The organism is Marinomonas spartinae (genome assembly GCF_900089775.1).
Taxonomy (GTDB): domain Bacteria; phylum Pseudomonadota; class Gammaproteobacteria; order Pseudomonadales; family Marinomonadaceae; genus Marinomonas; species Marinomonas spartinae.
In genome coordinates, this window is record NZ_FLOB01000002.1 from 134851 (window position 1) to 155378 (window position 20528).

Annotated in this window: 13 protein-coding genes and 1 tRNA gene; 4 read left to right on the plus strand and 10 right to left on the minus strand. The window is 45.3% G+C overall.

The features are described 5' to 3' along the window. The first annotated feature begins 139 nt into the window (after positions 1–139). The 4 genes from MSP8886_RS04730 to MSP8886_RS04745 all read left to right on the plus strand — a co-directional run bounded on the left by MSP8886_RS04730 (position 140) and on the right by MSP8886_RS04745 (position 4537). Positions 140–216 (plus strand) — tRNA-Ile (locus tag MSP8886_RS04730). A gap of 281 nt (positions 217–497) precedes the next feature. Next, positions 498–1466, plus strand: a complete 969-nt coding sequence (locus MSP8886_RS04735) for a helix-turn-helix domain-containing protein (protein WP_067013291.1) — start codon at positions 498–500, stop codon at positions 1464–1466. A 263-nt stretch (positions 1467–1729) separates the two neighbouring features. Further along, a complete protein-coding gene (locus MSP8886_RS04740; RefSeq protein ID WP_067013293.1) occupies positions 1730–2971 on the plus strand; it encodes an MFS transporter in 1242 nt (413 codons plus the stop codon). A 129-nt stretch (positions 2972–3100) separates the two neighbouring features. Next, positions 3101–4537, plus strand: a complete 1437-nt coding sequence (locus MSP8886_RS04745; protein ID WP_067013295.1) for an amidase — start codon at positions 3101–3103, stop codon at positions 4535–4537. Positions 4538–4578: 41 nt separating this feature from the next. Here MSP8886_RS04745 and MSP8886_RS04750 read toward each other — a convergent pair whose 3' ends face one another. The 10 genes from MSP8886_RS04750 to MSP8886_RS04795 all read right to left on the minus strand — a co-directional run bounded on the left by MSP8886_RS04750 (position 4579) and on the right by MSP8886_RS04795 (position 20516). Next, a complete protein-coding gene (locus MSP8886_RS04750; protein WP_083200827.1) occupies positions 4579–7773 on the minus strand; it encodes an HD domain-containing phosphohydrolase in 3195 nt (1064 codons plus the stop codon). Between the two features lie 535 nt (positions 7774–8308). Further along, on the minus strand, positions 8309–8908 hold the full coding sequence (locus MSP8886_RS04755; RefSeq protein ID WP_067013297.1) for a pentapeptide repeat-containing protein: 600 nt from the start codon (positions 8906–8908) through the stop codon (positions 8309–8311). A gap of 37 nt (positions 8909–8945) precedes the next feature. Further along, positions 8946–9251, minus strand: coding sequence for an NIPSNAP family protein (locus MSP8886_RS04760; protein ID WP_067013299.1), 306 nt, complete (start codon positions 9249–9251; stop codon positions 8946–8948). A gap of 47 nt (positions 9252–9298) precedes the next feature. Then, a complete protein-coding gene (gene hxpB / locus MSP8886_RS04765) occupies positions 9299–9958 on the minus strand; it encodes a hexitol phosphatase HxpB (protein WP_067013301.1) in 660 nt (219 codons plus the stop codon). Positions 9959–10100: 142 nt separating this feature from the next. Continuing rightward, the gene (locus tag MSP8886_RS04770; RefSeq protein ID WP_245659030.1) at positions 10101–10607 is read right to left on the minus strand and encodes a GNAT family N-acetyltransferase; all 507 of its coding nucleotides are present in this window, start codon (positions 10605–10607) and stop codon (positions 10101–10103) included. Between the two features lie 57 nt (positions 10608–10664). Further along, positions 10665–11570, minus strand: a complete 906-nt coding sequence (locus MSP8886_RS04775) for a response regulator transcription factor (RefSeq protein WP_067013305.1) — start codon at positions 11568–11570, stop codon at positions 10665–10667. Then, on the minus strand, positions 11557–15153 hold the full coding sequence (locus MSP8886_RS04780; RefSeq protein ID WP_083200828.1) for a hybrid sensor histidine kinase/response regulator: 3597 nt from the start codon (positions 15151–15153) through the stop codon (positions 11557–11559). Before MSP8886_RS04780 ends, MSP8886_RS04775 begins: the two co-directional genes overlap by 14 nt. Before the next feature lie 295 nt (positions 15154–15448). Then, positions 15449–16858, minus strand: a complete 1410-nt coding sequence (locus MSP8886_RS04785) for a DEAD/DEAH box helicase (RefSeq protein WP_067013307.1) — start codon at positions 16856–16858, stop codon at positions 15449–15451. 185 nt (positions 16859–17043) lie between these two features. Beyond that, positions 17044–17928: a transglutaminase family protein gene (locus MSP8886_RS04790; RefSeq protein WP_067013309.1), complete on the minus strand. Its 885-nt coding sequence runs from the start codon at positions 17926–17928 to the stop codon at positions 17044–17046. Next, positions 17925–20516: a circularly permuted type 2 ATP-grasp protein gene (locus tag MSP8886_RS04795; protein WP_083200829.1), complete on the minus strand. Its 2592-nt coding sequence runs from the start codon at positions 20514–20516 to the stop codon at positions 17925–17927. Before MSP8886_RS04795 ends, MSP8886_RS04790 begins: the two co-directional genes overlap by 4 nt. Positions 20517–20528 lie beyond the last annotated feature (12 nt).

A 20528-nucleotide genomic window follows, 5' to 3' on the forward strand; every position in this document is an offset into this window, starting at 1 on the left:
ACCGGCATTTTCTAATGCAGAAAGGCGAGTGGTTAATAAATAGCCAGAGAATCAATGACTTTCACAGATTTATTGCATAAAAATGTCAGTTGCTCCTTGGCAAGGTCGACGCATGTCGATATAATCTGCCTCGCATTTAGGGCCTGTAGCTCAGTTGGTTAGAGCATCCGACTCATAATCGGCAGGTCCCCCGTTCAAGTCGGGGCAGGCCCACCATATAAAATAAGCCCTAGCAGGTTAGTACTTGCTGGGGCTTTTTTGTTTCTAAAATGGCGTTCATTGCTCTAATCATCTATATTTTTTGATATCTCTCATTATAAAGCTGTGGCTGAAATAGGTCTCTTTCAGAATTTTCTGTCTGTTTTGGCATGCTAACAGTCGTTGGGGCCATTAAGGACTATCCGTTTTTGGTAAAGTTTTCTTTTTTGGTGCTTTCTGGGTACAACCTTTGCATTGGTTATTAAGTGTTCAATAATAACCATAAATAAAGGTGTTCCATGCTTAAAACTGTTACTAATAGTACCTTTTCTGATTCTTTTTTGTGCTCTTTTCAATCCAATGACATTGAAGAGCACGTTAATAACTTTAACGGTTGGGAAGCGGATTATGACCAGATTTCCTCTGGTGCATTTGAAGGCAGTTTAACGGAACTTTCCTTGGAAGGAATGCTACTTCAGCGAGAGAAGGTGAATCAGGAAGTGATAAAAAATGGTGTGACGGATGCGGATTTCGTCTCATTTAGTGTGCCATTGATGGAGCAGCATGAGGCGTTTTACTGTGATGGGCATGCCTTTGAATTTAATCACTTATTGGTGTCCAGCGGGTGCTTTCCTGAGCTAAAGACCCCTAAAAATACGGATGTTGTTGTGATTAATGTCCCGACGAATATGTTTCAGCAGATACTGCAAGAACAAAAAATTGCTTTTGACTTTTCTGAGCAGGCCTATTGCCACCGATTAACACCTTGTCACAATACCCGCGAGCTGGTTGGTTTATTAGGTACAGTGATGGCACCGAATGGTAGCTTAGATTTTTTGAGCCATGAACCAGTGCGCTTAGGCGTTCGTGATGCTATTTTTCAGCATTTGTTGGAAATAGTGGATAAGGAAGAGCCTCATGTGATCGATCCAACTGCACGTAAGCGAGTCGTAGACAGGGCGCGGGATTACGTACTGTCTAGAATGGATGAGCCGCCGACTATTTTTGAGCTTTGTAACCTGATAGGGGCCAGCCGACGTAAATTGCAATACTGCTTTCAAGAAACTTTAGGCATCAATCCTGTTACCTATTTACGCATTCTTCGACTTAATGCTGTGCATCGTGAGTTATTATTGTCTCCTGATGTGACCTCTGTACAGGACGCAGCAGCGAAAAATGGCTTTTTACACTTGAGCCGTTTTGCAGGGGATTACCGTCAATTGTTTGGCGAGCTACCTTCGGATACTTTAAAGAAACGGTATGTATAACTTGGAATGTGAGCCTGACTGCTGATTTTATTTTTCTTCTTTACATCATTTTTGCTAATAACGGATAACCCTGACCTGCTTCTTTTTGTAATGTAAATTGACATTACAAAAACACAATAGGAGCAAACGATGATGTATTCACTTCATACGAGTGCAATTGATGAAAGTAAAGAGAGATCAGCTTTTGGGACTCTTTCTTCTTTTTCTCTTCGATTTTTTTTTGAACACTCTTTCTTTGGATATTACGCTGAAGGAGAAGGCCTATGTCTAATATGACTTCTTCTCAGCATGCACCAGCTGGTCGCCGGGAAGGTTTGGTTATTGCGTTAGGCAGTAGCTTGACCATTGTTGGCTCGGTGATGATCGCACCGATTATCCCTAAACTGGGGGCCCATTTTGGTCCCGTAGAACCTCATGCCGATGTATTGATTCCCTTAGCCATTTCGATTCCAGCTTTAGCAATTGCCGTGTTTGCTCCGTTAGCAGGTTGGCTGGCGGATAAGGTGGGCCGTAAAAACCTGTTGATTATCGCTACCGTTCTCTATGCTTTTTTGGGGATGGCACCAGCGCTTCTTAATGACCTTTCCAATATTGTGTTGTCTCGCTTGTTATTTGGTTTGGCGGAAGCCACCATTATGACCTGTTGTACGACCTTGATTGCCGATTATTGGCGGGATGATGAGCGACTGAGGTTTGTCAATTACCAGGTCATCGCTATCGGTGTGGTGGGGGCTGTATTCTTTCCAATAGGTGGCGCCATGGGCGAGCACTCTTGGCGTACACCCTTCTTCTTGTATTTGTTACCTCTTGTATTAGTGCCCCTTATGATGAAAGTACTGTGGGAGCCAGCGAAAAAGGCAAGAGAGGCTGAGAAGGTGGCGGTTTCTTCCGATGATGAGGAAGGAATGAATGTCGTTTCTCTGGTCATTAGTTATTTGATGATCTTCTTTGGCATGGTTTTAGTCTTTGTCGAAACCATTCAAGCACCGATTTTACAGGTGCATATTGGTATCACCTCGACAACGCAAATTGGTTCTACTGCAGGGGTTGCTTTATTAGCCACCTTGGTTGGCTCTCTGATTTGGACTCTATGCCGTAAGATACTTGGTATTAATGGCTGTAATGTTCTTTTGTTTGGCACACTTGGTCTTGGGCTTTGGATCCTTTCTGTCTCAAAAACTTATGAAATGATGCTACTTGGCGTCATCATACATGGCGTAGGCGCAGGCTTGTTAGTGCCCAACGTGATGGCCTCTGTGATGAAAAGTTTGTCAAAACATGCCCGTGGACGTGGTATCGGTGGCTTTACGTCAAGTTTGTATTTGGGGCAGTTTGTTAGCCCTTTGATTGTCAGTTTTATCTTGGCAGTGACCGGGGTAAGTATCAACATTGGCGTGGCATATATGGGCTACTTTGGACTTGCTCTTGCCGTTTTTTGGCTGTCTGTTTGGGTTTTCTCTCGAGAAAAGCCTGCTATTCTGACTAATAGCAAGACAGCCGCTTAATTGCGATCAGGCGTTAATGAACAAGATGCGTTAGTGAGCTAGCGTGTGAATTCATCAGTAAAATGTATACAACAATTAGGATGGCGCTGTGAGAACAGCGCCATCGACATTAGATGTTAAGGGTAAAAAATGAGTGATTTTCATGAACTGTTAGATAAATATGATGGCACAGAATTAGCAAGTCTGGTCAGACAAAAAGAAGTTCAGCCAAAGGAATTGTTGGAAACTTGTATTGAGCGTATTGAAAAAGTTGATCCAAGTCTGAATGGCATAGCGGAAAAACTCTATGATTCTGCCAGGGAAGCGACATACGCTGATGGGCCTTTTATGGGGATTCCGACATTGGTGAAGGATCTATTTGCTCCGATTAAAGAGGCTAAAACGACTAACGGCTCTTTAGCTGTTGGTGGTGTGCGTTTGGGTATTGACGACAATCACACCAGCCGTCTACGCGGAGCGGGCTGTGTGTTTGTTGGTACTACAACGGCGCCTGAGTTTGGTACTTCCTATACCACTGAGTCAAGCCTTTTTGGTCCGACCCGCAATCCTTGGAATACCGAGCACAGTTGTGGTGGGTCAAGCGGCGGTTCTGCGGCGTTAGTAGCGGCTCGTGCTTTGCCGTTTGCCCATGGTAACGATGGGGGTGGGTCGATCCGCGTACCGTCTTCTTGCTGTGGTATTTTCGGCCTAAAACCTACTCGTGGCTTGGTGCCATCAGGCCCGATGGTGGGTGAAGGCTGGGCGGGGATGAGTATTGCCCATGCGTTGACCTTGTCGGTTCGAGATAGTGCTGGTTTGCTGGATGTCGCCGCTGGAAGCGATTTAGGAGCCCCCTATGCCGCTCCCCATCAAGAAGAATCGTTTGTCTCGTCTTTGAGTAAACCGCTTCGTCCGCTTCGTATTGCAATGATTGATAGTTTGTCCCCTTGGCCGAACTCTAAAGAGGCAAACTTAGCACAGCAGCATGCGGCTAAGTTGTGTGAAGCGTTAGGTCACCATGTTACAACAGCCAAACTTCCTGTGGATCTCATGACTTTCTTTGATCGAGCGTTCGACATTATTGGACCAAATGTCAAAAGCTATGTGGAAATGATTGGTAATATGAGCGGATCTCCTGTGTCGGATGAGGCCTTGCAACCGAGTACGCGCATTATTATTCGCGACAAAGGCAGTATTTCGGCGGTGCAGTATGTGGATGCGGTGACTTATATGCATGGCTTAGGCCGTATAATGGCCAACTTTATGCAGGACTATGATGTTCTTCTTACACCAACTTTGACCCGTCCTCCAGTGAAAATTGGTGAGCTGAATCTGCAAGACGATAGCAAATCGATTGAGGAGTTTATCCAGCTAAGCCATTCTTACTCACCATACACGGCGATTTTCAATGGTACAGGTCAGCCTGCTATGTCGGTACCTTTGTACTGGACGCCAGATAATTTGCCGCTTGGTGCGCATTTTGTTGGACGCTTTGGCGAAGATGCGACCTTGTTGGCCTTGGCTGCACAATTAGAGCAACATCAACCTTGGTGGAATAACAGACCCCCTGTGAATGCTTGTCGTTAGTCTCATCATCCAAGATATAAAGCGTTGAATACTATTAAAGCCTACTCGAAGGAGTAGGCTTTAATGTCTACCGTGTCCCGTTGGCTTTCTGGTAAGAAGCGCTCTGCGTATTGCAGGTAGGTGTCACTTTCTAAAAAGAAACGGAACATTGTCATATCCAAGTGGCCTTTCTTGCACATGTTATACATCAGATCAATTGCGGAACTTAATGAGTTGGCTTTCTTATAGGGTCTATCGGATGCTGTGAGAGCCTCAAAAACGTCAGCAATCATCAGTATACGATCAGGAATAGTAAGCTGCTCTGCATGGAGTTTACGCGGGTAGCCCTGACCATCCATACGCTCGTGATGGGTGGAGGCATAATGAGGCACTCGGCTCAATTCTGGTGGAAAGGGCAGGCCTTCTAACATGTGAATAGTACTGATCATATGTTCTTTTATTTTAAATCGATCTTCTTCGGTCAAAGTACCGTTTTGTATACTGAGGTTGTAGAGCTCGCCTAAGTTATACTGGTATTTCGGTATGTCCATGTTGATTCCCAGTGAAGGGTCAAGTTCAATGTCCCTAATTCGTGGAATGATGTGTTCCGGTTTATCGGACAATAGGGTTTCTTGAGCAAAAGCGTATTCTGTTGCCTGTTGATCCTGTTCACTGGTCTGACTTTGCTCCGCGATCAGTAGTTCTTCTGCGGGTGATAATCCTAATCGATTGTTAAAGTGGCGAGTCCATACTTGACGTCCAATCTCTTTGATTTTTTGTTCATTCTCTTGGTTCATGGATTCTGAGCCGACATTTGCCTTAGCAATAAACTGGAACTGTTCTTGCAGCTCTTCCTGACGAACTTGCCACTGCTTCAAGGCGACATCTGGAGATTGCTTCTCAATGTAAACGGCTTGCATATAATCTATTTGAGCGTCGCGCCATAACACTTCAAAACGAGTGCGAATTTCGTGAATACGATTATAGTTGCATTCTAGCTTCGCCCCTTTGTCCATGATGTGCTCTGGCATGGTGATTTTGCCGCAGTCATGTAACCAAGCTGCAATGCGAAACTCGCGGCGCTCGTTGTCATTAGCAAATTTAAAGTCCTTGTAAGGCCCTTCTTGAGCTTGTTCGAGAGCGTTTGATAGCATAAGCCCGAGTTCAGGAACACGATGACAGTGATTGCCTGTGTGAACGGATTTATTATCTATGGCGTCCGCAATAAGACGAATCAGAGCGTCCATAAATTCTTTTTGTTTGGCTTCATGTTGTTTGATTTCTTGGGCCATTTCTTGGAATGAACAGGACAGTTGCCAAATCTCGGTGATGTTTGAGTCAATGAGGTTAACTTCTTGAAATTGCCGTTTTCCGATTTTTTCTGTTTCCAATTGCAGTTGTTTAATAGGGCGAACAATGGGCCAACTTAATAACCAAATAATGGGCAGTAAAAGCACCATCAAGCCGGCACTGAACAAAGCGGAATGGTAGGCTTCTTGGGTGGCTTGCTCATAGAGTTTTTTCTCAGGGACGATGATGGCAAGGTAGGACTGGTTAGTTGATTTCTTGTCGACGTCTTTCGTAAATATGTAGTATTTCGTCCCATTGTCTGCCTTAGACAAAACAAATGGCTCTTTCGTTGACTGCTCTGCGGTACTCAGCAATTGTGTGATTGGAATACTGAGATAATCTTGTAGGTCTTGGGAGGTTGGCTTTAGCCAAGAGGTGCTTAAAGCATCTCGTTCTGCGGGGGTAATGTGTGCCAAAGCTGAGTTAATGAGACCTATGGCGAATTTATTTTGCTCATGGCTAACTAGATAGACGCGATTCGGAACCGTAGCGTTGAGGCTTGTGATCTTCTTATATACCTTGATATTTTCTAACCCCAAACTTTTGATACTGTTTGTTAGTGTTTGGGATGCGCCAATGACGGCATCGACCTGTCCATTTTCTAGATCGGAGAATAGTTGCTGTAGGCTGTTAGCCTTTTTCCAATGGACCTTAGGAAGGCGCTTTTCCAAACTGACGTCCATATTCCAGCGATTAAGATAACCGATGGTTTGATTATTCAAGTCTGTGAGGGTAGTAATCGGTTGCGAGCGGTTTTTCGTGGCAATGCCATAGGGAATGTCCAGCAGTGGCGAGCTATATAAGCCTTTTATATTATCGTTTCCAAATTTTTGTACGGATAATAAAATATCAATTTCACCACGCTGGTACTTTTTCAACAGTGCGTCACGGCTAAAGCCATTGATGTAGTCAAACTTTAGCCCTGTCATGGCACTGACGATCTGCATTAAATCGACAAGGTACCCACTGGGTAAGCCTGACTCACTAAAGTCAAATGGACGCCAATCGTTTTGGTTCGATACTTTCAAGGTGCCTAAGTGTGCCACTTTTTCACTTTGCTCTTTACTAAGATGTAACGGTGCTATCCTTGGTAAGGAGACGGCATGGGTCTTTTGCAGGTTAGAGGCGATAATCTCACCGTGTTGTCGAAACAGAAAGCTTTGAGTGCCGTCTGCAAATAAGGCTTTAGACGCCTCTGTCAGTTGCTTTGATGTGGAAGACAGCAGAATGTCTAAACCGATGACTTGATTGGTATCGCCAATCCGTTGTGAGTAGGTTTGGCCGGTGATCTGTAGGTGTTGAAAAAGGTAAGGTTTGGTTTTATAGACCCCATTTTTAGGGGCTGTACTAAACCATGGGCGTTCGCTTGGGTAAAAGTTACTGCTTTGCGTGTATTGGTGATTTAAATTGAATGTGCTTGAGTAATAGTAAGTATGTCGTTGTCGTCCATTCGGACCATCCTTAACGACGATGGCGGCCCATTTGTCATCGGGTAATGCTTGCATTTTTTGGCTTATTTCTTTGGAAGCTTGTAAATTGATAAGTTGAAAGAAATGTTCCTGTTTGTCGCCAACGTAGAGACTATAAAAATCAGAATGGTTTTTGAGTAGAGAAGAAAATAAGCGGCTTTTGCGTTCAACGCTTTCTTGGGAAAAGTTTGGTTGGATTAGGTTTGAGAGTAGATTGACTGTGCGTTTAGCATCTATGTCGATTTTATTTAGATTGTTACTCATCTGATTCGACATCAAATCAAGGCTTGATAGCATATGAGTGACAGCTATCTTTTTGCTCGCATGATATTGTAAGACAATGGCCACCGTTGCTGTGATGACAATCGCAATAAGAAACATATTGGCGACAAAAAGTTTGATTGAATAGCGCTTGTTCATAGGTTTATTTGAGATCACAGTGTCTTCCTTCTGAATACAACAGCCCTTTATTAACTAGCTATCATAGTCATTAAAAAAAGTCGACTATTATTTTTCTGGCGCTAAGAAAAGGATGGAGTATTCTTTTCTAAATCTATTCATTAAAAAGTCGTTTGAAATAGTTTTTCTGTGATTCGGTTTTAAAATAAGGGAAGTAGATTTCATTATAAAAAATATTTTATCTTTAGTTGTTTTTTTCTGCTTTTGTGAGACTTTACTCTTATATGGAAATAATTAAATAGTTTTGTTATGGAAATTTATATAAAAATATAAAGCCCGAGGGGAAGTATGAGAAACATTAAAATAATCTGTTTGTTACTTTTATTTCCAATGAAACATCATCTCGATCAGTCGAAACCAGCGCTTCTAGGCAAGCGTTAGCAAAATTAGCCGAAGAACTAAATCAATTAACCATTCAATTTTACATTTAACGCATTATTGTGACTTAAATGTTTTTATCTACCTTCATCATCCTTTGAGCGATGGCGGTATTTAATATTGGGCTAATTGGATATCAGTCAACCAGTTCGATGTTTAAGCTGTCGAGTAAGCTTAGCGCTTCGAATCGTGAAAACTTAGCATTATCAATGTTATTTTCTAATACATTAATTGAGAAGTTGTAGGACTCCGTTAAGTCAGCCTTATAAAGGTTCGTTTTCATAAATAGGCTATGGCTGAGATCACAATGAATTATAGATGAGTAGGCTAAATTGGCATTTCTAAAGTCTACATCATGCAGTTTACAGTTTAACAAGCTCAGGTCATTGAGGGTTAAATCAAAAAAAGAAGAGTCGTTTAGGATACATTGAGAGAATTTAAGGTCAGGGTCAGTTATATAAGGTGGCCAATGGGCTTTTGTCCAATTAACACCCACCAGTTTGCTTTCGATAAACTGGCTTTCTAAAAAACGTGAAAAAGGCACTTCAATCAGACTCAAATTACAGCGCCTAAAGGTGCAGTTTAAAAATTTGCACTTAGCAAATGTAGAGGAGGAAAAGTCGCAATCGTTAAACTCACAGTCTTCAAATTCGGACTCTAAAATCGATTCGTCGTTTTGTGTTAGCTTGTTAAAGGCCGTGTCATAATATTGCTGATGGCTAGCGATTGGCTTCATAAAGGGCCTGCTTGGGCTTTATTCAATAAGAGCATTGTTACTCAAAAACGGGACGAAAGAAACTGCGCTCATAACGGATGATGCATTGGGTGTCTTCTGCGAACTGAAAAGCCGCAATGCAGTCCGTATCCTTCAAGGAATCCTGACGATATTGTTCATAGGAAGCAAGGCTTGGAAAAGTAAATAAGGCTAAGGCGATGTTATTAGCACCTTCTGATGGCAAGAAGTAACCATTATGTGTACCTCCAAATTTATTGACTAAGGGGATCCACATTTGTGCATATTGCTCGAATTCCGCGAGTTTATTTGGATCAATAACATACCGTATATAGCAAGTAATCATATTTGTTTTCCTATACTTTAATTGTCTAATACAACGGTATTAGGTGATTAGGGTTGAAGGAGCTTTTCTAAATGGCACTCATTAAAGTCTGTTAATGAACGAATTTTTAGATGCGAGTTATCGTACTTTGGGTGATCAAAATCCATTTCGGCAGGCACAGCAACGACTTTTAATCCGGCAGCTTTGGCGGCCATAATGCCTGAGGCGGAATCCTCAAAGGCAATGCAGTTAGCGGGATCAACATTTAGTTTCTTGACGGTAGATAGGTACACCGCTGGGTGTGGTTTACCTTCAACCTCCTGTTCTGATGAAGAGGTTGCATGGAAGTAATCGGCAATGCCTAAGGTATGTAGGACGACTGGAATGAGACGTGCGGGGGCATTGGTTGATAAACCAATTTTGAACCCTTTATCCTGAAAAAAACGTAAGGTCTCCGTTACACCTGCCATTTCTATACCCTGTGTTGAAATACGCTTTTCCACCAGGTCAACCACTTCTTGTTCTACCTGTTGCAGGCTTTTTCCTGTCCAGGGGAAATGTTGATACCAAAATTGCGTCACTTCTTGTGTCGTCATCGAGGCCGTTTGCGCAGAGAGTGATTCATTGACTTTCACTCCAACGGCAGAGAAGACTGTTTGTTCAGCCTCTTTCCACATTGGCTCAGAGTCAATAAGAAGACCGTCCATATCGAAGATAACCGCTTGCATTGTAGTGTCTTTTCCTGAGTGATTCACAGAAGAATGTCTTTATTCAGTGCCTTACCCCAAAGCATAATCTCATATTGTCGCAGATCAGAATCATAGTAAGGATCGTTTTTTACTAGTTTTGTTTAGTTTTCTTGAATTGTCTTTAAGTCGGGTCGGTAGAGCCTAGATTGATACGTGACATGAGGAGCAAGTTAATATACTTGCCCGCTTTGAAGGTAGCGAGGCGTTTTGTTCCTTCTGGTTCAAAGCCGACTTTCTTATAGAGTTCAATAGCCCCCGAGTTGTCTTCATGGACGTCTAACTCGATGCGAACAAGATTGAGCCAATGATCCGCTTGAGATAAAGCTTCTTCCATTAAGCGCCGGCCAATACCTTGTCCGTGAGCTTCGGGGTGCACCGCAATGGCAAGGGAGGCTGTGTGTTTTTCCCGTAACTTAGTCGACAAAAAAAGCGTCACATGGCCGAGGAGCTGGTTATCCACTTCAGCAACTAACGTATATTGGTTTGCGCCAGAGAAAAGGGCGTTGATTGTGCCTGTGTCAAGATAAGGTAACTGAGAAGTGTTTTCAGCGACCGATGGACAGCGATAAATGTCAGTCAATGCTTCAAGGTCTGTTGGCTCTAGTCGACGAATAGTAGTAATACCCAATGCCTGTTCTCCTGCGCTCATTCCATTTAATGATGTGCATTGTAATGCATATATTCTTTAACTTCTCGCTAATATCTTTAACGCAATACCCGCAGCGGCAGTGCGGTTTTCAACCCCTAGTTTGGGAAAGATTTGCTCAAGGTGCTTGTTGACGGTTCGAGGGCTCATCTCCAATATTTGTGCAATGTCTCGATTGGTTTTGCCATTGGCGAGCCAGTGGAGTACTTCCGATTCGCGTTCGGTTAAGTCTAACTCTTGTTTGAGCAGATGTGGACCGGTTGGACGGCGACCATCTTCCAGTTTGAGAAGGCGCTCTTGACCAGTTTTGGCACTGATTACTCGGACACTCAGTGGGTAATCTAAGCCTGTGAGAGGTAAGTGGCTGTCTTCATTTGGCTGGTGAGCAAGCCATTGGCTGAGCTGTTCAGCAAAGTCGGTTTGTTGCCATTCGTCGTTGGCTCGGGCTTTGGCGAGCAGGGCGTATGTTTGTGGGGTTGCCCACAGGATATGGCCGCTGTCGGAAACCGTCATGAGATGTTGCCCCGTGCTGTCTAGGGCGATCTGTGCGCTGTTCGTTAGACGAGCGTTGTTGAGATGTACTTTCATCCGCGCAAGCAGCTCACTGGGTTTTATCGGCTTGGTGAGATAATCCACGCCGCCCACTTCTAGCCCTCGGACGATGTCATCCGTGTCGCTTAAGCCCGTCATAAAAATCACTGGAATGCTGGCCAGATTGGCATCAGCTTTGAGTGCTTTGCAGGTTTCGAAGCCATCCATATTGGGCATGATGGCGTCGAGTAGGATGATATCGGGTCGAATCCGCTTGGCGATGGTGAGTGCTTGCTTACCTTCTAGAGCAACGAGTACATCCATATTGGCCGCTTCTAGTGTATCGTTTATTAGGCTTAAAGCGTCGGCAGAATCATCCACGACCAAAACGATATCGTTTTTAGTTGGCGTCATGAGGTTTTATCTCCAAAGTCTGCTCATTGCTTGTTACTGAGTCGCTGTTGTTTGCGTCATCATCCAAATCCTGTTTACCTGAAACCGTCCCTGTGGCATGAGCTTTTAAGTCGTTTACTAGTAGATCAAATTGAAAGGCATTAGAGAAGTTTTCCAAACGCTGAAACATTTCTGCTGGGACGAGTTGACCGTCTTCTATCTGTTTAAGGGTTTGCTTCACACCTTTTCGATAACCCATTTCGGCAAAGGCAATGAGTTCGCGTATCAAGTCATGATCGGGCAAAGTGGATACAGGTGTGGTGTGTTTTTTAAGTTGCTTTTCAACTGACTGCTCGATTGTAGAAGGCGATGCATTGTTTTTAAGATCATTGGTTTTAAAGGTACTGGACTTGAGGGCCTCGGTTGTTGGTGTTTGATAGAGCCAGGTTAAATGCAAATGCTGGCCGAGTTTTTTAAGTAGTGTGTGGTTATTAACGGGCTTGATAAGATAATCATCAAAGGCGGCTTTTTCATCTGCTTGACGATGTTGTTCTTGCGCGTCAGCAGACAGCATGACGATGGGGTTTTTAATACCACGTTGACGCAAGGCTTTGGCAAGCTCTAATCCATTCATGCCTGGCATGGAGACATCGAGTAGAAAGAGATCCGGTGTGATGGACTCCAATTGCGACAAACAATGCTTGGCATCGTGTGCTTCGTAGGCAATAAAATCTAAAGGTACGAGAATATCCGACAGCAAGCCTCGGACGACGGGATCATCGTCCACCACAAAGATTTTCTTTTGAAAGCCTTGGTAGCCAATAATATGTTGTCGCTTCTCACTGTGGGCTTGTTCTTTGTTAATCCACGGCAACATAAGGCTGACTTTAAATTGGCTACCAGAACCCACTAGGCTCGTGGCTTGTAGATCGCCTCCCATGATGTCCGTGAGGAGTTTGACGATCGTCAGCCCCAGCCCAGTACCCGGTAGGTTCGCCGTATCCGCATTACGTACTCGCTCGAAGGGATCAAAAATACGATCAAGCTGGTCGGCTGGAATGCCTGCCCCCGTGTCTTTAATGATAAATTCGGCGACTTGGTTGCGGTATCGAATAGCAAAGTCCACCTGACCTTGCTTGGTGTATTTTACGGCATTAGACAAAAGATTGATCAATATTTGTCTTAGGCGTTTCTCATCCACCATGACAGTGGTGGGAAGGGGATCGCGGATGTCCGTGTGGAACAGAACGCCCTTGCTGGTGGCTTGCATGGAAAACATATTATCCAGTTGATCGATAAGAGCGGGCAAATCCACCACGTTGCGATATAAATCCAATCGACCGGCTTCGATTTTAGAAATATCTAATAACCCTTCGATCAGATCGGCCAGATATTCGCCACTGCGCTGGATGATGCCAAGACCATGTTGGTGTTGAGGTAAGGAGGCGGATTGATCCGAGAGCAGTTGTGCGTAGCCAATAATAGATTGTAACGGTGTGCGGAGTTCGTGGCTGATTCCGGTTAGATAGCGGCTTTTGGCCGCATTAGAACGTTCTGCTAATTCTTTGGCTGATTGCAGCGCTTGGTCGGTGATTTTATGCGCTTCGATTTCTTTGGTGAGTTTTCGGGTTTGTCGATTGGATTCTTTTTGTGCCACCACACGGCTTTCATGCGCTAAGAGAAACAGCCAAGACAACACGCCAGAGACGATTAGCAACGTAAAGAAAATCATCCACATGGTTTGTTGTAATAACGCTGCCTCAGACACTGTCTGCGGTGCCATTTGTCGATAAACAAGCGCCATTAAGACGCCATTGAGAATATTGATGACAACCAATAAGGTGACGAATCGGCCAAGTCGGGAATTGATTAAACGAACGATTTTCTTCGGTAGAAACAGGCGTAAGAAATAAATGCTTTGTTCCGCGATTCTTGCCCTAGGTTTGCAACTGTCTAAGCAACGCACGTCGAGAGAGCAGCAAAGGGAGCAAATGGGCTGCATATATGCAGAGCAAAAGCTCATGTCGGCCACTTCAAACGGATTCTCGCAAATGCCACAGGTTAGGGTATGCGCTTTGGGTGTTTCTGGGCTGGCATTTTCTCGATTAGCGTTTTCGAGATTAATCAATGGAACAAGCTCAGGGGATTGTCTTGCTATATAGTATTTTCCTTTAGTAAGCCAAGCGATTAACGGTACAAAGACAAAACAACTGGCGAGACTGACAAATTGGCAAAGGGCTTTGGCCGTGTCGCCAAAGACGCCCAAGTAGCTGGCGAAGCCAAGAGTGGTCGCGATCAGCATGGAGCCCGTGCCAACCGGATTAATATCGTATAAATGAGCGCGTTTGAATTCTACATAGTTGGGGCTTAAGCCGAGTGGTTTATTGATCAGCAGATCCGCTGCAAGGCTACCAATCCAACTAATGGCGGTAATCGCAAAGACACCCAGCACTGCCGCCAGTGCTTGGTAAATGCCCAGTTCCATCAGCAGTAGGGCAATGGTGACGTTAAACACCAACCAGACAACACGACCGGGGTGGCTATGGGTCAGCCTTGAGAAGAAGTTTGACCAAGCAATGGAACCTGCATAGGCGTTGGTGAGGTTTATTTTCATCTGACAAATAAACACCATGACGGCCGCTAGAATCAGAGCAAGGGAGGGAGAGTTGGTTAAAAACTGAAAAATGCGTTGATACATGTGGGTTGGATCGGCTGCCTCGATAAAAGGCACGCCATTGGAAAACGCCAAGTAGGCTAGAAAAGAACCGAGCAGCATTTTTAATCCGCCCATAAATACCCAACCAGGGCCAGCCATGATCAGCCAAAACCACCAGCGTTTTTTATTGGCTTGGGTCTTTTCTGGCATAAACCGCAGATAGTCCACTTGCTCGCCAATTTGTCCCATCAGCGCGAAGATCACTGAGGCGGCAGCACCAAATAGCACGATATTAAAATGTCCGCTTTCCGGTAGTTCTGGCACTTGATAGTGGGTCCAGTCTGAGAAACGATCGTATTCATTGGCGATAACGACAAATAACGCGGTGAATTGCAGTATCAGCCATACCCATTGAGTTGCTCCTTGAAAGCGACTGATGGCGCGGATACCGTGCGTCACAATGGGGATGACAAATACGGCAGACAGGGCATAGCCGATGAAAATAGGAATACCAAACAGGACTTGTAGTGCCGAGGCGAGAATCGCCGCTTCGATGGCGAAGAAAATAAAGGTAAAGGTGGCGTAGATGAGGGAAGTAACGGTGGAGCCAAGGTAGCCAAAGCCTGCTCCACGGGTTAATAAATCAATGTCTAAGCCATGTTTGGCGCAGTAATAGGCAATCGGAAAGCCCGTAATAAAGAACACCAACAAGACGACAAAAATCGCGCTAATGGCATTGGTAAAGCCGTAATTGAGAGTGATGGCCGCCGCAATGCCTTCTAAGGCTAAAAACGCCGTCGCGCCAAAGGCCGTATTGGCAACGCGCTCAATACTCATGCTGTGGCCTTGCTTAGCGGTGTAACGCAAGGCGTAATCTTCTAATGTTTGGTCGGCAACCCACTTATTGTAATGGCGTCTTACCTTAAATATCTTTTGGGAAGCGGACATGGTGATGTTTCTCGTTGTTCCTATGACCGAGTGCGATAAGGTGAGCGCGCTGCGCAAAAAATGTGCACTATTGATGCTTGAGCACCAATTAAAGGCATGAGGTTGTAACCCAGCGCCTATACTAAAGGTCTAAGTCGTATCAATACTGGTGCGTGGATATGTGCTATGGGTACAACTTATTTAGCAAGCAGGCATCGTGCCATTTTTAACGTGTGTTTCGCATAAAAAAGCGCCTCTTACAAAAAAGGCGCTTTTTAGTGTTCAATACACCCTCTATAACAGGGGCGAAGAGAGGTTAGTCTTGTTTTGACGCGGCTGGTCTGCGGTTACGACGCGCTGGCGCTAGCGGCTTGCTACGCATGCCTTGGCCTGGTGTGACGTCTGCTTTTGGTGAGCCATTACGGTCATTGCGGCGCCCGCCATTCTTTCCATTGGCATTGCCTTTTCCACCCGCATTCGCGGGTTTATTCGCAAAGTTTTGCTTGCCACCATTTTGATCGCGTGGCGCTTTTGGCTTTTTCGGTTTGTTAGGTTTGATGGGACGAGTATCGAGTGTGGTGTCCGGCAACATGTGAGTTGGTATAAAGTCATCCACATAACGACGTTCAATCAATTTTTGTGTTAAACGCTCAATCGCGCGTAGTTGATCCAATTCATCTGCCGCAACAAGGGATATCGCTTGGCCTGTTGCGCCTGCGCGGCCAGTTCGACCGATACGGTGAACGTAATCTTCTGCCACATCGGGTAGATCGAAGTTGATCACGTGGGGCAGTTGTTCAATGTCCAAACCACGAGCGGCAATATCCGTCGCGACTAAGGCGCGAACGCGGCCTTCTTTAAAATCCGATAGGGCCCGGGTGCGAGCGCCTTGGCTTTTGTTGCCATGGATGGCGCTGGCACGAATACCCGCGTCTTCTAGTTGTTTGGTGATTTTATTGGCACCATGCTTGGTACGAGAGAATACCAGCACTTGTTTCCACTGGCCTTCGGCAATCAGCTCTATCAAGAGTTCTGTTTTACGTTTTTTATCAACGGGATGAAGCCACTGCTCAACCGAAACCGCAGCAGCATTGCGAGGTGTTACAGAAATCTCAACGGGGTTATTAACCAGGCCTTTGGCAAGCTGACGAATTTCTGGCGAGAAGGTGGCAGAGAACAATAGGTTTTGGCGTTTCTTCGGCAACACCGCAATAATTTTTTTGATATCGTGAATAAAGCCCATGTCCAACATGCGGTCTGCTTCGTCTAATACCAGCACTTCCAGCTTGTCGAATTTCACGGCATTTTGATTGTACAAATCCATCAATCGACCCGGTGTGGCAATGAGAATATCCGCTCCACGGCGCAGCGCCATCATTTGCGGATTGATTTTGACACCACCAAATACCACAGTGGAACGAAGAGACAAATGTTTGCCATAATCTTGAACACTGGCAGCAACTTGAGCGGCTAGCTCGCGAGTTGGCGTCAGTACTAAGGCACGAACTTGGTTGCTGTTCGCGTGTTGACCAAGATTCAAACGCTCTAATAGTGGCAGTGTAAAGCCAGCGGTTTTCCCTGTACCTGTTTGGGCTGCTGCCATCACATCCTGCCCTTCCAAAATGGCTGGAATGGCTTGAGCTTGAATCGCAGATGGCTTGGTATAGCCCTGGTCTTCAATGGCTTTAAGGATGGGGGCAGAAAGCCCAAGTGTATCGAAACTCATAGATGTACTCATGTTAGATCATAGGCGGGGGCGAGCCTGACATTCAAGCTCGACAAATTTGAGCGAAGCTTACCCTATATCTGTCTCACATGCTATGAGAGTCCTGTAACAATGCGTTTGCTTGCCATTCTTGGGTGAAAAACATCACCTTGATGAAAATCGCAGCAAGTACCGCCTTTATCTTCTTATAAAAGACGTTTCACATCCACAGAGACCGCGAGTTGTTGTGAGCCTCCGCCTTCAAAGATGACACCTTGAAGTGGGGTGACGTCTGCATAGTCTCGTCCCCATGCGGTCACGATGTGTTGGTCGTTTGGCATAACATCATTAGTGGGATCAAATTCAACCCATCCAAGTTCGGGAACGAAGATGGAAAACCACGCATGGGACGCATCGGCCCCCACCAGTTTTTCTTGCCCTGGCGGTGGTAAGGTTTCTAGGTAGCCACTTATATAGCGTGCTGGTATGCCGACGGAGCGTAGGCAGCCAATGGCTAAGTGGGCGAAATCCTGACAGACGCCACTGCGCTGCTTTAATACCTGTTCAAGTGGTGTCGCGACGGTTGTGGTGGAGGGGTCAAACTTAAATTCAGTGAAGATTTTATGGGTGAATTCCAAGGCGGCTTTTATCAGTGGTTTATCATCACTAAAAGTGCTTTGTGCATAGGCCTTAAGCTCTTCCGAGCGGCGAATTTGTGAAGAATCCATTAGGAATTCTTTTGCCATGCGCATTTGAGGGGTCATGGGCATTTTTAAGTTCGCCCGCAGCTGACCGCACGTGGTGGTGTTATTTTGTTGCCACATTGTGAGATCAATTGGAAAAATTTCAAAGTCGCTTAATACATCGATAACCAGCTTTTTATGGGCTTCTTGAATTGAAAAGTAAAAGGTCTGGTTACCAAAATAATCTTCACCTTCGTTGCGGTACACTGGTGGTGGGTTGATTTGTACTCTTTGGTTTAAGCAACGCTGATTATGAGTGTCCCGTGGCAACAAATGGGCCATGTTATAGCACAAGCTAACGGGGGCGCCATAGGTGTAGGTGGTGATGTGTCTGACTCGATATCTCATAAGCTGGTTTCCCAATTTGCCATGGAAAGAGGTTGCGGTCCTTCTGTATGGTCAAAGTATTTATCGCTGATTAACACGGTAAATTGCTCAAGTTGTTCTAAAAGTTGCGTCATCAGGCTTTCAAGTTCTGTCCGTGTGTTGGTGGTTCTATCCACTGCTGCTATGACTTCCAGATCTGCTAATTGAATATCGGTTAACGATTTTATGACTAGGCGGTTTTCCGGACTGAGACCCGCAGCGGGGACATCGTTACGGGGCAGTTCTTGAATGTATTTGCGTAGCTGATCCACTTGATAAATCAAGGATCTTGGATTGGTGCCATCGATCATCAATAAATCGAGTCCATAAGCAACCCGTGAACGATTACGGTAACGCCGGCGGAAAGAGATTAAGGCTTCCACGCTTAATAGCACGGACTCGAGTATTTGCTGCTGTTCCGGCTCAGGTAGCGACTTGGTTAAGGCGGCGCGCAACAAGGTTGCCGTTTGAATTGCCCGTTCCGTACGGCGGCCAATTTCTTGGAAGGTCCAATCCAACCCGCGCAGCATACTCTCATGATTTAACCCAGACAGAGCCAATAAAGAGGTAACCAAACTGTCTAAGGACTCTTCCGGTGCTGAGGGCAAGCCATTAGTATAAGCACGGTCTAACTCGTGAATATGATCGCGCAGTTCATTGATGATGATGCGAGTATCCGCTGAGAGCATTTCTTTAACCTGTTCGCCACAATTGAGCATGGCATGCAGGTTCGCTTTAACCGATCCCGGACGTTTGTTATCAATAATGATAGAAATCAGCTCTTTATCCGGATTGGTAATCATCTCATCATCGGCTTTGGTAAAGCCTGGCAGACACCCTGTCTGTCTGGAAGCCATTTCCAGTAAGAGGCGACGACTCTCGATGGGGAGTGGATCAATGCCATTCATTTGTTTAAAGAGTGTTCTTAACAGGCGCATGCTGATTTCTGCACGCTCTGCGTAGCGTCCCATCCAAAATAAATTCTCGACCACACGGCTTGGTAAGTTGGTTTGTACGGCTTCATCGTGCAGAATGGCTTGGTCGTTACTGGCGACTTTATTTGATAGAGGTTGCGTTGATAGCACCCAAGTGTCTTTTGATTTGGACTTGGACAAATTAGAGACAATCATGTCGTCGTCACACTGACTGACACGGGACAAGCCTCCGGGCATGACGCTGTAACCATCTTGATCGGACATGGTAAATCCGCGAAGCATGGTAGGCGCTGCTTGCAATTGGCCATTATCAAAAATAGGGGACATGGCTCCGGGAATATAGCTTTGTGCTACATATAAGTGAGGGGTCTTTTTGATCTTTTCGATGGTTTCTTGGCATTGTTTCTCGTCCAGAGTGTGGCCATAGATACTTTTTTTATCTGCCCGTCTGGCGATCGGTTTGATAATAAGCTGGTTAATATGGTTGGTAATATACTCCAGATCCATGGGATCACCTGCCCACCAAGTCGGTACAGAAGGTAAGGCTAATTGTTGTCCCGTTAAAAATTGACTAATGGCAGGCAAGTATTTCAAGAGAACAGGCGATTCTAATAAGCCACTGCCCAGAGGATTTGCTATGACCACATTGCCTGCCCGAGCCACTTCCAATAAACCAGGCACGCCTAACATGGAATCGGCACGCAGTTCTGCTTGGTCGCAGCGGGCATCTTCAACCCGGCGTAGAATGACATCAACACGGGCAAGGCCGTTGAGGGATTTCATCCAGACAGCCCCATTACGAACGGTTAGGTCACTGCCTTGGACCAAGGGAAAACCCATATAGTTGGCCTGATAGGCTTGTTCAAAATAGCTGCTGCTGTATGCGCCAGGCGTCAATACAACAATGCGCGGGGTATCCGTCCAAGCACTGGTGAGCTTCGATAACATGCCTTTGAATGCATGGAAAAAACTGGAGATCCGTTGCACCTGATTATTGCGAAAGAGTATCGGGAAAACTCGTGAAATCACCGCCCGATTTTCTAACGCATAGCCAGCACCGTTAGGCACTTGAGTACGATCCCCAATGACCTGGAAAAGTCCATTTTTATCCCGCACCAGATCAACAGCATGCATTAACAGATCGTGTTGGCCCGGTGTGGTGAGGTTGTGGCATTGACGAAGAAAATCAGGGTGTCCAAAAATAATTTCGGCAGGAATTGTGCCGTTTTTGAGAAGTTCCTGTGGTCCGTAGAGGTCTTTATAAATCAAATCAAATAAGGCTGAGCGTTGTTTAAGCCCTGTTTCTATCACGCTCCAGTCAGTACTTGTGATGATGTTGGGGATAAGGTCTAGCTCCCACACGCTAGGTGAGAGAGGGTCGCTAGATAAATTATAAGTCGCTCCATCTTCGCGAAGTATGCGTTGCACGCGTCGTTCGCTTGCTATGCGTCCTTCAGGTCCCAACTTTTCAACGCTAGCAAGTACGTCCTGCCAATGAGGACGTGGTTGACGATCTTCCTTAAAAGCCTCGTCATAGGCATTGGTCGGTTGACCATAGCTGGAAAAAGTGGGCGCCTTAGTGGTGCTTGAAGCATCCACTGTTGGCGCGGTAAGAAGACCAGTTTGAGATTGCATAATACGTTGAGC

What these genes read in the sequence shown, in the direction of transcription:
- MSP8886_RS04790 (WP_067013309.1), bottom strand. Translation starts at nt 17,928, where the DNA reads ATGAGATATCGAGTCAGACACATCACCACCTACACCTATGGCGCCCCC.
- MSP8886_RS04740 (WP_067013293.1), top strand. Translation starts at nt 1,730, where the DNA reads ATGTCTAATATGACTTCTTCTCAGCATGCACCAGCTGGTCGCCGGGAA.
- MSP8886_RS04775 (WP_067013305.1), bottom strand. Translation starts at nt 11,570, where the DNA reads ATGACGCCAACTAAAAACGATATCGTTTTGGTCGTGGATGATTCTGCC.
- MSP8886_RS04755 (WP_067013297.1), bottom strand. Translation starts at nt 8,908, where the DNA reads ATGAAGCCAATCGCTAGCCATCAGCAATATTATGACACGGCCTTTAAC.
- hxpB (WP_067013301.1), bottom strand. Translation starts at nt 9,958, where the DNA reads ATGCAAGCGGTTATCTTCGATATGGACGGTCTTCTTATTGACTCTGAG.
- MSP8886_RS04745 (WP_067013295.1), top strand. Translation starts at nt 3,101, where the DNA reads ATGAGTGATTTTCATGAACTGTTAGATAAATATGATGGCACAGAATTA.
- MSP8886_RS04760 (WP_067013299.1), bottom strand. Translation starts at nt 9,251, where the DNA reads ATGATTACTTGCTATATACGGTATGTTATTGATCCAAATAAACTCGCG.
- MSP8886_RS04785 (WP_067013307.1), bottom strand. Translation starts at nt 16,858, where the DNA reads ATGAGTTTCGATACACTTGGGCTTTCTGCCCCCATCCTTAAAGCCATT.
- MSP8886_RS04795 (WP_083200829.1), bottom strand. Translation starts at nt 20,516, where the DNA reads ATGCAATCTCAAACTGGTCTTCTTACCGCGCCAACAGTGGATGCTTCA.
- MSP8886_RS04780 (WP_083200828.1), bottom strand. Translation starts at nt 15,153, where the DNA reads ATGTCCGCTTCCCAAAAGATATTTAAGGTAAGACGCCATTACAATAAG.
- MSP8886_RS04735 (WP_067013291.1), top strand. Translation starts at nt 498, where the DNA reads ATGCTTAAAACTGTTACTAATAGTACCTTTTCTGATTCTTTTTTGTGC.